The sequence below is a fragment of the Sphingomonas phyllosphaerae genome, from assembly GCA_036946405.1.
Taxonomy (GTDB): Bacteria; Pseudomonadota; Alphaproteobacteria; order Sphingomonadales; family Sphingomonadaceae; genus Sphingomonas; species Sphingomonas phyllosphaerae_D.
Map to the genome: position 1 here is coordinate 2,634,422 of JAQIJC010000001.1, position 13,676 is coordinate 2,648,097.

Annotated in this window: 14 protein-coding genes; 3 read left to right on the plus strand and 11 right to left on the minus strand. The window is 67.6% G+C overall.

All coding sequences use genetic code 11. The annotated features are described in order from the left end of the window. Positions 1-2: 2 nt before the first annotated feature. The 8 genes from mprF to PGN12_12555 all read right to left on the minus strand — a co-directional run bounded on the left by mprF (position 3) and on the right by PGN12_12555 (position 9,818). Entirely contained in the window at positions 3-2,573 is a 2,571-nt protein-coding gene (gene mprF / locus PGN12_12520; GenBank protein MEH3104714.1) for a bifunctional lysylphosphatidylglycerol flippase/synthetase MprF, read from the minus strand. Further along, positions 2,566-3,009, minus strand: coding sequence for a DUF2147 domain-containing protein (locus tag PGN12_12525; protein MEH3104715.1), 444 nt, complete (start codon positions 3,007-3,009; stop codon positions 2,566-2,568). The genes mprF and PGN12_12525 overlap by 8 nt, the downstream gene beginning before the upstream one ends. A gap of 90 nt (positions 3,010-3,099) precedes the next feature. Further along, positions 3,100-3,828: a type IV secretion system protein VirJ gene (locus PGN12_12530; GenBank protein ID MEH3104716.1), complete on the minus strand. Its 729-nt coding sequence runs from the start codon at positions 3,826-3,828 to the stop codon at positions 3,100-3,102. A gap of 2 nt (positions 3,829-3,830) precedes the next feature. Then, positions 3,831-4,208 carry a hypothetical protein gene (locus PGN12_12535; protein ID MEH3104717.1) on the minus strand — a complete coding sequence of 126 codons (378 nt, stop codon included), beginning with the start codon at positions 4,206-4,208 and terminating at the stop codon, positions 3,831-3,833. Between the two features lie 96 nt (positions 4,209-4,304). Then, positions 4,305-5,792, minus strand: coding sequence for a Ppx/GppA family phosphatase (locus tag PGN12_12540; protein MEH3104718.1), 1,488 nt, complete (start codon positions 5,790-5,792; stop codon positions 4,305-4,307). Further along, on the minus strand, positions 5,789-7,975 hold the full coding sequence (locus PGN12_12545) for an RNA degradosome polyphosphate kinase (GenBank protein ID MEH3104719.1): 2,187 nt from the start codon (positions 7,973-7,975) through the stop codon (positions 5,789-5,791). The genes PGN12_12540 and PGN12_12545 overlap by 4 nt, the downstream gene beginning before the upstream one ends. Next, complete coding sequence (locus PGN12_12550; GenBank protein ID MEH3104720.1) at positions 7,972-8,592, minus strand: chromosomal replication initiator DnaA; 621 nt, start codon at positions 8,590-8,592, stop codon at positions 7,972-7,974. Before PGN12_12550 ends, PGN12_12545 begins: the two co-directional genes overlap by 4 nt. Further along, the gene (locus PGN12_12555) at positions 8,589-9,818 is read right to left on the minus strand and encodes a heavy-metal-associated domain-containing protein (GenBank protein MEH3104721.1); all 1,230 of its coding nucleotides are present in this window, start codon (positions 9,816-9,818) and stop codon (positions 8,589-8,591) included. The genes PGN12_12550 and PGN12_12555 overlap by 4 nt, the downstream gene beginning before the upstream one ends. Positions 9,819-9,879: 61 nt before the next feature. Between PGN12_12555 and purM the strand changes: the two genes are divergently transcribed. The 3 genes from purM to PGN12_12570 all read left to right on the plus strand — a co-directional run bounded on the left by purM (position 9,880) and on the right by PGN12_12570 (position 11,824). After that, complete coding sequence (purM, locus tag PGN12_12560; GenBank protein MEH3104722.1) at positions 9,880-10,971, plus strand: phosphoribosylformylglycinamidine cyclo-ligase; 1,092 nt, start codon at positions 9,880-9,882, stop codon at positions 10,969-10,971. Between the two features lie 71 nt (positions 10,972-11,042). Further along, a complete protein-coding gene (purN, locus tag PGN12_12565; GenBank protein ID MEH3104723.1) occupies positions 11,043-11,555 on the plus strand; it encodes a phosphoribosylglycinamide formyltransferase in 513 nt (170 codons plus the stop codon). Beyond that, positions 11,552-11,824, plus strand: coding sequence for an MmcQ/YjbR family DNA-binding protein (locus tag PGN12_12570; GenBank protein ID MEH3104724.1), 273 nt, complete (start codon positions 11,552-11,554; stop codon positions 11,822-11,824). Before purN ends, PGN12_12570 begins: the two co-directional genes overlap by 4 nt. Positions 11,825-12,089: 265 nt before the next feature. On the opposite strand, the gene PGN12_12575 is transcribed toward PGN12_12570, so the two are convergent. From PGN12_12575 to PGN12_12585, 3 genes are all read right to left on the minus strand, one after another. Then, positions 12,090-12,401, minus strand: coding sequence for a PilZ domain-containing protein (locus tag PGN12_12575; GenBank protein ID MEH3104725.1), 312 nt, complete (start codon positions 12,399-12,401; stop codon positions 12,090-12,092). 87 nt (positions 12,402-12,488) lie between these two features. Continuing rightward, entirely contained in the window at positions 12,489-12,956 is a 468-nt protein-coding gene (gene dksA, locus PGN12_12580) for an RNA polymerase-binding protein DksA (GenBank protein ID MEH3104726.1), read from the minus strand. Positions 12,957-13,133: 177 nt separating this feature from the next. Further along, the gene (locus PGN12_12585) at positions 13,134-13,643 is read right to left on the minus strand and encodes a host attachment family protein (GenBank protein MEH3104727.1); all 510 of its coding nucleotides are present in this window, start codon (positions 13,641-13,643) and stop codon (positions 13,134-13,136) included. Positions 13,644-13,676 lie beyond the last annotated feature (33 nt).

The following is a 13,676-nucleotide window of genomic DNA, read 5'->3' on the forward strand; positions in this document are numbered from 1 at the left end:
GATCACGACCCGGCGGGTGCGTGCCCGATCAGCCGCGACAGGTCGCGCAACGTGCGGATCATCGCGATCCCCCTCGGCCCGGCAATATACCGCGGCTCCCAGCGCGGCGCGAATTTTTCCTTGTAGCTCCGCAGGCCGCGGAAGCCGTAGAAGCGCTCGCCATGGTGGAAGACCAGCGACGCCGCGCGCGCCCAGGCCGGTGCCAGCCGCCGTCCCGAAATCCCCGACAGCGGCGCGATGCCCAGCGAGAAGCGCTGGAAGCCACGATCCTTCGCCCATTGCAGGATGTTGACGAACAAGAAGTCCATCGTGCCATGCGGCGCATCGTCGCGGTGTCGCATCAAATCGACCGACGCCTCGGCATGGTTTTCGGTCAGCCACAGATTGGCGAAGGCCGCGATACGATCCCCGTCCATCACCAGCGCCACGTCGAAGCGCTGCAGATAGTCGCGGCTGAAATGGCCGAGACTGAAGCTCTTCTCGGCATGGCCCTTTGCCGCCATCCATTCGTCCGAGATCGCCGCCAGTTCTTCCAGCACCACGGGCACCGCCGCCGCGGGGACGATCCGGAACGACAGCCCGCGCCGCGCCGCCGCCCGCTCCGCCTTGCGCACCGAGCGTAGCCGCGGCGTGTCCAGCGTGAAATCGGGGAGGTCGATGATCGCCTCCTCGCCATATTTGATGACGTGCAACCCCATGCCGATCGCTAGTTCCAGCACCGGCCCGGTGACCTGGTACAGCATCAGCCGTCCCTGCGCCTGATCGGCCTTGTCGCGGATCCGCCACAGCAATTCCGGCCAGTCGTCGCGTGACCCGACCGGGTCGCCCATCACGATCCAGCTTGCGCCGCGGACCTGATACATCAGCATCGCCGCACCGGATTCGGAGAAGAGCAAGCGCTTGTCGTCGATCATCGCGAGCATCGCGTCGGTGCGATCGGCCAGCGCTATCACACGGGTGAGCGCTTCCGGCGCGAAGGCGCGCGGCTCGGGCGCTTCGGGCGGCGACATCCACCGCCACACCAACGCCGCGAACAGCGCCACCGTCGCCGCGAGCGTCCCGCGCAGGAAGCGCGGCGCGTCGCCTTTAAGTGCGAACCGCCACCAGAGGTCGTCCTCGTAGGGCACGCGGCGATAGGCGAACAGCCCGATCCACACCGCCGCCGCGAGCACGACCAGCACCGCCGACAACCACCCCGCCGACCAGCGGATCTGCGTCAGCGCAGTCCGTCGGTAGAAGGCGCCGCGCGTCCATTGCAGCATCGCCGCGAGCGTGAGGCACGCGATCGCTTCCTCGTAATCGATCCCCTTGGCCAGCGAGAAGGCAGCCCCGGCCAGCAGCAGCGCGCGGGTCGCGACGAAAGCGCCATCAAGACGGCGATACAGTCCGGGCGCGAGCAGCAGCAGCCCGGTGCCGACGAGGCTGCCCGCGATGTGGCTCGCCTCGATGAACGGCAGCGGCACGATCGATGCCAGCGCACCCATTCGCGCGTGGAGCGACGGCAGCGACCCGGACAGCAGCAGCATCGCACCGCCCATGAACGTCGCGGACGATAAGGCGAGCGGCGCAATGCCGTTGGCGACCGCACGACCGTCGCGCAGCAGCCGCGACGACAGCGGGTGATCGAGCAGGTGCCGCCGCCGCAGCCCTTCACGCCACGCGAGGATCGCGACCGCGACGGCAAGCGGCAACAAGTAGTAGATCACGCGATAGGCGATCAGCGCCGCAAAGGCGATCGAGCGATCGCCGGGCAGCACCGCGAGCACCACCGCCTCGAACACGCCGATCCCGCCCGGCACGTGCGCCAGCACCGCCGCGACGATGCCGAGCGCATAGGCGAGGATGAACGCAGGCAGCAGCGACGGCGCGGCACCGTGGACGAGCACGAACAGCGCCGCCGCGGCCGTTCCGGTGTCGAGCACCGCGAGTCCGATCTGCGCCAGCGCCTGACCGAAGCTCGGCAACGGCACGCTCAGCCGCCAGATCCGCAACGGCCCGTTCGCATTGCCGCACAGCATCACGACCGCGGCGATCAGCACCAGGATCGTCGCGGCGATGCCATGCGACACGCCGGCGGGGATGGTGATGCCGGCAAGGTCGATCGGGCCGTGCCGCGCCAGCAACGCGATCGAGGCGACCGTCACCACGCCGCTCCAGAAGGTCGCGCTGGCGATGCCGATAACGCGCGCGACGTCGGGGCCGTCGAGCCCGGCGGCGGTGTAGATCCGGTAGCGCGCCGATCCGCCGGTCAGCAGCGACAATCCGAGATTGTGGCTGAGCGTGTAGCTGGTGAATGACGCGAGCGCCGCCACCCGCCACGGCAGCGGGCGTCCGATGATCCGCAGCGCCAGAACGTCATAGCCGGTCAGCGTCAGATAACTGAGCGCGGTGAAGAGCAGCGACGCCGCGATCTGCCACGGGGTCAGTGCATGGAGCGCAGCGCGGATGTGCGAGAAATGCAGTTCGCGGGTAAGCTGCTGCATCGCGGCGAAGCCCAGCCCGATCAATATCAGCACCATCACGAGCGACAGCGCGGTGCGATGCCGCGCCAGCCACCCCCGGACCTCAAGCATGGGGAACGTCCGCGATGCGATGCCACAATTGCGATTTGCAGAGCAGGCCACCGAGGATGCAGCCCTTCACCTTCATCTGATCCGGCCCGACCTGCTGGATGATCGAATAGAAGCGGCGGTTCATGTCCGGGACGAACACCGTGCCTGACCAGCTTCCCGGCTTCTCGGCGCGATAGTTTTCCAGCAAGGCGGTGCCGATCAGCTTGGGCGTACCGCCATCGCGCGCGTCGTTCTGCGCTTCCTCATTCGCCCAGACGATCCAGCCGCACAGCCGCTCGCCGCACGGGCCGGTACGCACCGCGACGCTCTTGTACGGATTCATCCACGTCCCGTAGATCGTCGCGCCCGACGCGGCATTCTGCGGTTGCGCCGCGGCGGGGACGGCAGCGACCGTCAGCAAGGCGGCGACAGCCGCGGCGAGGCGTGAAGCGAACATATGTGATCCCCTGTGATCTGCCGAACCTAGGCCGCCGTTGATTGCCGGCACGTCGACGACGACTGAATTATCCGTAATGAAGATGACGGATCAGCGACCGTCGGCGATCACCGTGCGCAGCGTCCGCGCGATGAGCGGCACGTCGTAGTTCATGAAATGCCCGCCCGGCAGCACGATGCGCCGCACGTTGGCGCCGTGCAGCAGCGGGCACAGGCTGGCCGCTTCCGCCGCACCCTGAATGCAGGTCAGCGTCGTCCAGTCGATCCGGCGGGCGCTTGGCACGGCGGGCGCGTCGGGTGCTCCGTCGAGGATGCCGCCAGGACTGGCCTTGAAGAGCAACGTGTTACCGGGGACGAGCAGCACCACCTGCGTAACCCGCGGTCGCAACGCGCGTGACAGATGCGCGCTGGCATATTGCAGCATGTCCGCGCCGAACGACTGGCCGACCAGCACGACGCGCGACGTTCCGGGCGCTCGCTCCGCCCGCTGCACCGCCCCCGCGACGATCGCCGTGGCTTCGTCCCGGGTACGTCGGGTGCCGAAGGCAGTCAGCGAATTGAACGCCAGAACGGGTAAGCCGGCCGCGTTCAGCGCGGCGATCAGGCGCGGGCCCATCCCGACATTGGTCCCCATATCGCCCGAAAGGAACAGAACCCGCGTTCCCCGCTCCCTTGCGGGAGTGGATATCGTCGGCGGGCAATTGCGGAGAACCGCGCCGCCGTAATAGCCGAGATAACCGATCCCACCGACGACGAGCAGCGCCATGGCGGCAACCACACCGGCGACGATCGCGAACCAGTTGCGGGACAGCGTCGGCATCGTCAGGCGCTCACCGCATAGGTGATGACGAAGCAGGCGGCGGTGAGCAGCAGCATCGCGAGGATGAAGCTCGCGTCCGCGATCTGCTCCAGCCGGTGGAGCCACGCGTGCCGCCGCGGGTCGGGCGTGCGCACCGCGAGATAGGACGCCAGCATCGCGATCAGGAAGATCAGCGAATCGATCGCGAGCAGATCGTCGGCGAAGCTCGCGCGCTTGCCCCATGCGATCCCGACATGCAGCAGCCCGATTCCGGTAAGGCACACGCCGACCATCGCCGCGGCCATCGGGCAGATCAGTCGGCACACCCGCTCGTCGAGCGCCGTGCGCGATGATTCGCCGGGCGCGCGCAGGATGCGGTCAGAAGGAAGCGGATCGCGCATCGCGCGCTTCTGCCCGTGGCGGCTTCGCGACCGCCTGTCCGGAAGATGAGCGATCGGTCATCTTTCGCGCGCGGCAAACGCCTCGATCGGTGCGCTTTAAGCCAGCGCCGGCTGCATCCCCATCATCGCCGCGAGCGCACGATGCCGCTTCTGGACGGTTTCCCCATATAGCGCCGCGTCGCCAGGCTGGAGGCGCAAGACTCCCTGCTCGACGCTGATCGCGGCGCGTGTCAGCGGTGCCGCCAGCCCGCCGCTCAGCCGTTGACCGAGCCGGATTGCGAGCCCCCATTGCACCGCCCGCCGCAACGCCGCCTCGCCCGCCAAAGCGACCAGCGGCGCAGGACTGTCGGTGTCGCCGCCCAGCGCCGTCCACAACGCCTGCGCCAGCATTGCGCGTCCGCGCGCGTCGATCCCGACCCAATTGCCGTGCAGCGCGATCTCGACACCACGCTCGGCGCGGAAGTCGGGGTTGGCGCGCCAGCCGACATCGGCGAGGTGACAGGCGGCGATCCGCAATCGTGCGTCCGCGCGTCGATCGTCACCGAACAGCGGCGCGATCCAGCGATCGAGCAGGTCGCCATGTTCGGGAAACCGACCGCTGCGCCGCCCTTCATCCCGCGCGGCGACGATCAGCGGATCGGCGGCGCGTTGCGCGGGCGAGAGCCGTTCGTAGAGCAGTCCCTCGCGCAGCCCGTACGCCGAGACGATCGTCCCGCTGCTGCGCAGATGCTTCAGCATCGTCGCGAGCAGCGCCGCGGCGTCGGCGAGCGTCGGGATGCGACCCGACGACAGGCCGGGCACGTCCTTCAGCCGCGCCTTGCCGACATGCGCGAGCGTGCGGCGCAGGCGGGTGACCGTCTCCTGCGACATCGCATATTGATGGATCACCGGCAGCGGGTAGCGGGTCGCCTCCATATCGAGCCGCGCCAATGCGCGCCACGATCCGCCGACCAGATAGAAGGGCAACCCCTTGCCCGCGCCGAGCCAGCCGCTCTCCTTCAGCAAGGCATCGACTCGCCGGTCGAGCCGCCCCTTGTCGCGCAGCGCGGCGATCCGCAGCACGCCGAGCGGAAAGGATGCGCGCCCCAGCAACTCGCCACGGCGCACCCGCACCAGCTCGAGGCTGCCGCCGCCGAGATCCCCGACGATGCCATCGGCGTCGGGAATGCCCGAGAGCACCCCGTAACCCGCTGCCTCGGCTTCCTTCTCGCCGGGCAGGATTTCGACCGTAAGCCCGGCCGCCTCGGCGACGGCGATCAGCTCGGCGCCATTGCTGGCGTCGCGCACCGCCGCCGTCGCAACGGTGCGCAGCGTGGTGACGTCCATGGCGTGGGCCAACGCGGCGAAGCGACGCAGCGCGGTCTGTGCGAGCGCCATCGCCTGCTGATCGATCGACCCGCTTTCGGCCAGGCTGCGGCCCAGCCCGGCCAGCACCTTTTCATTGAACAGAATCGCCGGCAGCCGTGGCGGACCTTGGTACACCACCAGCCGGATCGAGTTCGAGCCGATGTCGATGATCGCGGTACGCGGTTCGGCGTCGGTCGGGGTATCCGCCTCTTCCGCTCCGCGCTTCGGCCACCTCAACGCTTGCGCCTCAGCGACAGCACCGGCACCTCATCGCCGTCCAGCGCCGCGCCACGCCCGGACAGCGACGGGTTGACCATGAAGTAACGGTGCAGGTTGAACGGCTTCTCGCCCGGTGTGTCGCGGACATAGCTCCCGTCCGCCTCCAGCTCCCAGCTCTGCTCATTGTCGATCAGATTGGCGACCATCACCTGATCGAGGACCTGATCGTGGACGGTTTCGTTTTCCAGCGGCAGCAGATATTCGACCCGGCGGTCGAAGTTGCGCGGCATCCAGTCGGCCGAAGAAATATAGACCACCGCCCCGTCGTTCGGCAGCGGCGCGCCATTGCCGAACGCCGCGATACGGCTGTGTTCGAGAAAGCGCCCGACCACCGACTTGACCCGGATGTTCTCCGACATGCCGGGCACCTTCGGGCGCAGGCAGCATATACCGCGCACGATCAGGTCGATTTCGACCCCGGCACAGCTCGCCTCGTAGAGTTTCTCGATGATGATCGGATCGACCAGCGAGTTCATCTTCGCCCAGATCGATCCGGCGCGGCCCGCGCGCACATGCTCGATCTCGGCATCGACCCGCGCCAGCAACCGTTCGCGCAGCGCGCGCGGGCTGAGCACGACCATTTCCATGCCGGACGGCTCGACATAGCCGGTGATGTAGTTGAACATCCGCGCCGCATCGCGGCCGATGCGAGGATCGGCGGTGAAGAAGCTGAGATCGGTGTATATCTTCGCGGTGATCGGGTGATAATTGCCGGTGCCGAAGTGGCAGTAGGTCCGGAACTTGCCGTTCTCGCGACGCACCACCATCGCTACCTTGGCGTGGGTTTTCCACTCGATGAAGCCATAGACGACCTGAACGCCGGCCCGCTCCAGCGCGCTGGCCCATTGCAGGTTCTGCTCCTCGTCGAACCGCGCCTTCAGTTCCACGACGGCGGTCACCGACTTGCCCGCCTCGGCGGCGGCGATCAGCGCGCTGATGACCGCGGACTGCTTGCCGGCGCGATACAAGGTCTGCTTGATCGCGACCACGTCGGGGTCGTTCGCCGCCTGCTTCAGAAAGGCCAGCACGACGTCGAACGTCTCATACGGGTGATGGACGACGATGTCCTTGCTTCGGATCGCTGCGAAGCAATCGCCGCCAAACTCCCGAATTCGCTCGGGAAAACGCGGTGTGAACGGGACGAACTTCAGATCGGGCCGGTCTTCGTCGGCAAGGAGCGACAGGTCGCTCATGCCCAGGAACGATCCGGTTTCCGTGATGATCGTGTCGGCCCCGCCCAGCTCCTCGCGCAGCACCTGCGCCAGCCCATCGGGCATCCCCGTTTCCAGCTCGAGCCGGATCACGCGACCGCGCCGCCGCCGCTTGATCGCATTGGCGAAATAGCGGACCAGATCCTCGGCTTCTTCCTCGATCTCGATATCGCTGTCGCGCAGCACGCGGAATTCCGCCGCACCCAGCACGTCATATCCGGGAAAAAGCAGATGCGAGAAGCGTTTGAGGATTGATTCGATCGCGACGTATGAAGCGCGTTCGCTGCCGGGCAGACGGACGAAACGCGGCATCGCCGCGGGCAACATCACCAGTTCGCGGATCGGCTCGGAGTCCGACCGGCGCACCAGATCGAACATCACCGCCATGCCCTTGTTGGGCATGAACGGGAACGGATGCGCGGGATCGAGCGCCTGCGGGGTGATGACCGGAAACAATTGTTCCTGAAAATAGGTGTCGAGCCAGGCGCGTTGCTCATCGTCGAGCCGCTCCAGCGAGCGGCTGCCCAACACCGAAATGCCGGCCTCGTCCAGTTCGTGACGGATGTCGCGCCACACCGCATGCTGGCTTGCCATCAGCGCGTCGGCCTGTTCGACGATCGCCGCAAGCTGCTGTCCGGGGGTCAGGCCATCGGCAGAGCGCGCCTCCACGTCCTGCAGCTGCTGCCCCTTGAGCCCCGCCACGCGAACCATGAAGAATTCGTCGAGGTTTCCGCCGGAAATGGCGAGAAAGCGGACCCTTTCCAGCAGCGGGTGCGCGGGATTGCAGGCTTCTTCCAGAACGCGACGGTTGAAGGCGAGCCACGATTGCTCACGGTTGAAATAGCGGTTTCCGTCCCGCTCGACGAACGGGTCGTCCAGATCGAGCGCGGCTTCGGCATCCTTACGCGCGATACTCACGGGCCGTGTCATGATGGAAGGTCGCTCCGGTTCCTTGCGGTCTTGTCGATGTCGAGCGTTTCGCGCGCCAACGGAATCGTCAGCCGGCGGCGCCCCGCCAGCGCGGCCTGGTCCAGCCTATCGATCGTCTCGATGACGGCGGTGTGACTCCGTTCGGTGCGCGCGGTGAGCCACGCAACCAGATCGGCGCGCGCATCCAGATGACGGTGCGCGAACCCGCGTTCGAAGAGCGCCGCCATCAGCGCCTCCTCCGGCGCGTCGATCGTGGCGGCGGGGCTGGCGGCGAGCCGGGAGCGAAGATCCGGCAGCGCGATCGACCATGTCGGCGGCAAGGCGGCGGCGACGAGCAACAGCGGCCGCCGCTCCTCCTGCGCCCGGTTCCAGGCGTGGAAGAGCGTTTCCTCGTCGACGGTATCGGCGTCGTCGATCACCGACCCGCCCGAGCGCGCAGCGAAAATCCGCCCCAGCAGCGAGCGCCCCGACTTCGGCGGTCCCGCAAGCACCGCGGTGCGCACCGGCCATGTCGCCCAATGTTCGAGCATCCGCACGGCGCGGGCATTCGACTCGACGACCAGAAACTCGCCCTGCTCCTCCGCCGCCCACCCCAGCGGCAGCGCGAACTGGTTCATGTCGCGGCTCCCGTCCGCGGGCCGGGAACCGGCGTCGGCGCGGCACGGCGGATGCGCAACGTGGTGCCGGTGCCGATCACCTGCCAGCCACGCGCCTCCAGCGCGGCGCGCAATGCCTCCGGCGTGCCGGCATAGCTGACATTCATCGACGAGACGCCGCCCAATGCGAGACTGGTGGTGGCGGCGCTGGTGACGCCCGGCAAGCCGCGCAACGCCGCCTCCGCGCCCGTCACCGCGCCGACATCGGGCGTGTCATACTGGATCGTCAACGCAAGCGTCGGTGCGGTCAGCGCCGGATCGTCGGCCAGCAGGTCCGACACTTCCTCCGGTGGCGTCTCGACGACCGGCATGACCGGGTTGAGCCCCGGATCGAGCCCGAGATAGCCCTCACGCAACGCGCGCTGGTACACGTCATCGAGCCGCTTCACCCCCGCGTCGAGCAGCGCGGGGATGCCCGCCGTGGAGCCGACCCGCAGCGATAAACGCTGCAACATGCGGTGGTCGGGACCGTAACGCGCCTCGAACACGCCGATCACCGGACCGCCGGGCCATTGCCGGAACAGCTGGACGCTCGGCATCAGCACGTCGCTGGCGCCATATTGATCGACCAGCGTGCGCCACCAGCCGCGGTCGGGACGCTGGGTCTGCCCGACGTTGAGCAGCAGCGAGTCGGGGCCCGTGCCGGTCGGGCGGACATAGTCGATCGCGCTGCTGCCGGTCCGGAACCGCGCCCATGCCTCCTGCCACAAGGTCCGCTGTTCGAAGACCGTGCCGACGCCGGTCGACCATTGCACCGGCACCACGAGGAACGGCGACGAGCGTGCGACCGCCGCCGACACGCCCAGCAGGCCGGCGGTGCGTCCACGATCGAACAGCACGCCCAGCCGCGCGACATAGCGGGTCGGGCCGATCTGTTCGTTCTCGACCACGATGCTCGACACGATCGAGTCGAGCGTACCGTCCGGAAGCGACCCTCCGCCTGCCCCCATGCGCTGCGACAGCAGGACATAGGCCTTGCGCTGCGCCTCGCGCCAGCCGGCCAGCCGCGCTGCCTCCGCATTCGGTCCGGAGACGTCGACGCGGACGCCTGCCACCTCGAAGTCGTTCGAACTGTCCACCGCGGCGACGCCCCGGTCCCCGCCCTCGATCTGTGCGAGCACGCCGCGCGCGCCCAGCGCGGCGGCAAGGGCGGTCAACATGAGGGCGATCGGAAGGCGATGACGCATCGGAACGCCTTTTGACGAAGCAGGCGTGGAAATCCAAGCGCGATGTGGCTAGTCGGCGGACATGAGCAACGAAGCCTACACCTATGAGAGCGCCGGCGTGTCGATCGCGGCCGGCAACGCGCTGGTCCGTGCGATCGCGCCGCTGGCCCGTGCCACCCGCCGCCCCGGTGCCGATGCCGATCTCGGCGGTTTCGGCGGCTTCTTCGACCTCAAGGCCGCGGGGTTCACCGATCCGCTGCTGGTGGCGGCGAACGACGGCGTCGGCACCAAGCTGAAGCTGGCGATCGAATGGGACCGTCACGCCGGGGTCGGCATCGACCTGGTCGCGATGTGTGCCAACGATCTGGTCGTTCAGGGCGCCGAGCCGTTGTTCTTCCTCGATTATTACGCGACCGGGCAGCTCGACAACGCCGTGGCGGAAAGCGTGGTCGCCTCGATCGCCGAGGGCTGTCGGATCGCGGGTTGCGCATTGATCGGCGGCGAAACCGCCGAAATGCCGGGCATGTATGCGGCCGGCGATTATGATCTTGCCGGCTTCTGCGTCGGCGCCGTCGAGCGGGGCGACGTGCTGACCGGCGCGACGATCGGCGCGGGCGACGTGATCCTCGGCCTCGCTTCGTCGGGCGTCCATTCGAACGGCTTCTCGCTGGTCCGGCGGCTGGCGGCGGACAAGGCGTGGAAGCTCGACCGTCCGGCGTTGTTCGATGCCGACCGGTTGCTGATCGACATTCTGATGGCCCCGACGCGCATCTATGTCGCCAGCCTGTTGCCGCTGCTGCGCGCGCATAAGATCAAGGGGTTGGCGCATATCACCGGCGGAGGCTTGCTGGAAAACATTCCGCGCGTGCTGCCGCGCGACACCCACGCGCACGTCGATGCCGATGCATGGGAGCAGCCACGGCTGATGGCGTTCCTGCAGGCGCAGGGCACGATCGAGCCCGAGGAGATGGCGCGCACCTTCAACTGCGGGATCGGCATGGCGGTGGTGGTCGCGGCCGATCGGGCCGATGAGGTCGCGGCCACGCTGCGCGACGCGGGCGAGACGGTCCACCGGATCGGACGGATCGAGGCGGGAGCGCGTGGCTGCACCGTCACGGGCAGCGCCGAGACGTGGAGCGCGCGCAGCGACTGGACGGCGACTCACCACCAATGAGCAGCCCTGCCCCTGCCCCTACGTCTTCCCCCGCCCCGGTCGCCGTATTGATCTCCGGCCGCGGCTCGAACATGCAGGCGCTCGCCGCCGAACAGGGCGAGGCGTACCGGATCGTGCTCGTCGCGTCCGATCGCCCCGATGCCGCCGGATTGGCATGGGCGCGCGACCATAAGCTCGACACCTTCGCCTTGTCGCCGAAGGGGATCGGCAAGGCAGCCTATGAGGACGCGCTCGACGCGGCGCTGCGCGACGCAGGCGCGGAATGGATCGCGCTGGCAGGGTATATGCGCTTGCTGTCCGACGCGTTCGTCGCGCGGTGGCGCGGACGGATCATCAACATTCATCCGTCGTTACTTCCCAAGTACAAGGGGCTCGACACCCATGCGCGCGCGATCGCGGCGGGCGATCCCGCCGGCGGTTGCTCGGTGCATGTCGTGACCGAGGAACTCGATGGCGGCGAGGTATTGGGCCGCGCCGAAGTGGAGATACGACCCGACGAAACGCCGGAAACCCTGGCGGCGCGGGTGTTGGTGGAGGAACATCGCTTGTATCCGGCCATGCTCAAGATGTTCGTTCGCGCATGAGTAGCGTGGAGCGGGTGCGCGCGATCGCGCTGCTGCTGCCCGAAGCGGTGGAGCGCACGACGGATGTCGGCGCGGACTTCCTCGTCGACGGCAAAATCTTCGTCCATGTCGTCGAAGGCGCGGCGGCAATGGTGCGGGTGCGCGGCGCGGACGGCGAGATCGCGGTCACGCTCGGGGACGATGCGGACTGGACGCTGGTCGAGGATCGGGTCGCACGAAGCTGGGAACTGACCGCGCCGAGGCGGTTGCTGGAGGCCGGTGGGCGCTAGAATTTTGCTGGTGAATAGCCTTGGGGTGTGTTCGAAACGCCTCCAAAACTCACCCGTCATGCCGGATTTGTTCGGGCATCCAGCGTTTCGCGAGCGTGTAAGCCGCAGATTTTGCGGCGCGGTGGACCCCGGAACAAGTCCGGGGTGACGAACGGTGTGCGTGGTACGGATACTTTTGCAGAGGTTCCGCGCCACTCTCCCGGTCGCTGTGGAGAAGAAGACGCAAGCCCTCGGTCAAATCGGCTTCACGAGGGGCCGCGCGATCTCAGCGACCGGCGTTGCCGGCCTCATAGACGATCGCGACATCGATCGGCTGGTCGAATGCGATCCCGCTCCGACCTTCGGTCTGCCAGACGACGCGACCCGCGACCCACCCCAGCCCGTCGAGCTTGATTTCCACCATGCTGTCGGGCGGCAACGGGTGCGGAAGTTCGGCCATCAGCCCGCCCGCCGAAACGTTGCGGATGCGCACCAGAAATCCGGCATCTTCGGCATGGACGCGCATCCGCGCGGACAGCAGGATATCGCCACGGCCGCGTTCGTCGGGGTTGCCCGCAACCTTGTGCTCGTCAACCAAGCTGTGCCTCAACTGCCCCATCATACCCGCCCGTTCGTTGCGCCGGACGATAATGTCAAATTGATTGATGAAACGTGAAGATCCACATCAATCGTCGCGTGACACCTTCTCCGCGCGTTCGTGCCGTTCCTGCGCCTCGACCGTCATCGTCGCGATCGGTCGCGCCTCGAGCCGCCCGAGGCTGATCGGTTCGCCGCTGACCTCGCAATAGCCATACTCGCCTTCCTCGATGCGACGCAATGCGGCATCGATCTTGGCGATCAGCTTGCGCTGCCGGTCGCGGGTGCGCAGTTCGAGCGACCAATCCGCCTCGCTCGACGCGCGATCGTTGAGATCCGCTTCGCGCAGCGAGTCGACCTGTAGCTGCGACAGCGTGCCCTGCGCCTCGCGACGGATCGCTTCCTTCCATGCGAGCAGCTTGTGGCGGAAATACGCCTGTTGGCGCGAGTTCATGAACGGTTCGTCCGCGCTGGGGCGATAACCATCCGGCATCGGGCTGGAGAGCGCCTCCGGCTCGTCAAACGCGTCTTCGACCTGACTCATCACCGTCGCCATGACCTTCTCCCGCCCCACGTGAAGGATGTCGTCAGCATCTCTGCACGCCCCTTTGGGCGCGCCTATAAGCACCTGACCGGTCCACCACAAGCGAATGACTTGGTCTTACCCGATACGAACTGTAGCAAGGCTGAACATAGCGGCCGGCGGGCGGACGCGCCGCCGGCGCGCACGCGATCAGGCGGAGAGCAGCGCCTTCTCGATGTCGGGAAGGGGATGCCCGGTCAGGTCCTTGTCCAGCTCGCCGGCCAGCCGTGCACTCACCTCCTTGTGATAATGCTTGCGCAACTCGCCCAGCGTGCGCGGCGGCGCGATCACGATCAGCGATTCGAAGTCGTTCGAGAGCGCACGCCGCTTCAGCAGATCGGCGGCGTCCGCGGCGAAGCGATCCTCCTCCAGCTGGTGGAAGTCGGTCTGCTCGAAGCTGCCGCGCGAGGGGGCGAATTGCGCGCCGCCGCCCTGCGCGTGGCCCGAGCCGCCCTGCGCCGCATTGGGTGCCCCGGCGCCGCTCTGCGTCGAGGATGCGCCGCCGGCGGCGTCGGTCGCCTGATCGCGCGTGGCGGGGTTGGCGCGTTCCTCGGCAAGCTCGACCTGCAGGTTGGGGTAATCGGCACCGCCCTCGTTGCGCAGGAACAGCAGCTTGCGACCATCGGCGACCAGAACGACCGAATTGTGGGGGACCTGCATGGACGTTTCTCCTTCTGCTCGTTGCGTCTCGCA

What these genes read in the sequence shown, in the direction of transcription:
- PGN12_12535 (MEH3104717.1), bottom strand. Translation starts at nt 4,208, where the DNA reads ATGCGCGATCCGCTTCCTTCTGACCGCATCCTGCGCGCGCCCGGCGAA.
- dksA (MEH3104726.1), bottom strand. Translation starts at nt 12,956, where the DNA reads ATGGCGACGGTGATGAGTCAGGTCGAAGACGCGTTTGACGAGCCGGAG.
- PGN12_12530 (MEH3104716.1), bottom strand. Translation starts at nt 3,828, where the DNA reads ATGCCGACGCTGTCCCGCAACTGGTTCGCGATCGTCGCCGGTGTGGTT.
- purM (MEH3104722.1), top strand. Translation starts at nt 9,880, where the DNA reads ATGAGCAACGAAGCCTACACCTATGAGAGCGCCGGCGTGTCGATCGCG.
- purN (MEH3104723.1), top strand. Translation starts at nt 11,043, where the DNA reads ATGCAGGCGCTCGCCGCCGAACAGGGCGAGGCGTACCGGATCGTGCTC.
- PGN12_12550 (MEH3104720.1), bottom strand. Translation starts at nt 8,592, where the DNA reads ATGAACCAGTTCGCGCTGCCGCTGGGGTGGGCGGCGGAGGAGCAGGGC.
- PGN12_12545 (MEH3104719.1), bottom strand. Translation starts at nt 7,975, where the DNA reads ATGACACGGCCCGTGAGTATCGCGCGTAAGGATGCCGAAGCCGCGCTC.
- PGN12_12555 (MEH3104721.1), bottom strand. Translation starts at nt 9,818, where the DNA reads ATGCGTCATCGCCTTCCGATCGCCCTCATGTTGACCGCCCTTGCCGCC.
- PGN12_12525 (MEH3104715.1), bottom strand. Translation starts at nt 3,009, where the DNA reads ATGTTCGCTTCACGCCTCGCCGCGGCTGTCGCCGCCTTGCTGACGGTC.
- PGN12_12570 (MEH3104724.1), top strand. Translation starts at nt 11,552, where the DNA reads ATGAGTAGCGTGGAGCGGGTGCGCGCGATCGCGCTGCTGCTGCCCGAA.
- mprF (MEH3104714.1), bottom strand. Translation starts at nt 2,573, where the DNA reads ATGCTTGAGGTCCGGGGGTGGCTGGCGCGGCATCGCACCGCGCTGTCG.
- PGN12_12585 (MEH3104727.1), bottom strand. Translation starts at nt 13,643, where the DNA reads ATGCAGGTCCCCCACAATTCGGTCGTTCTGGTCGCCGATGGTCGCAAG.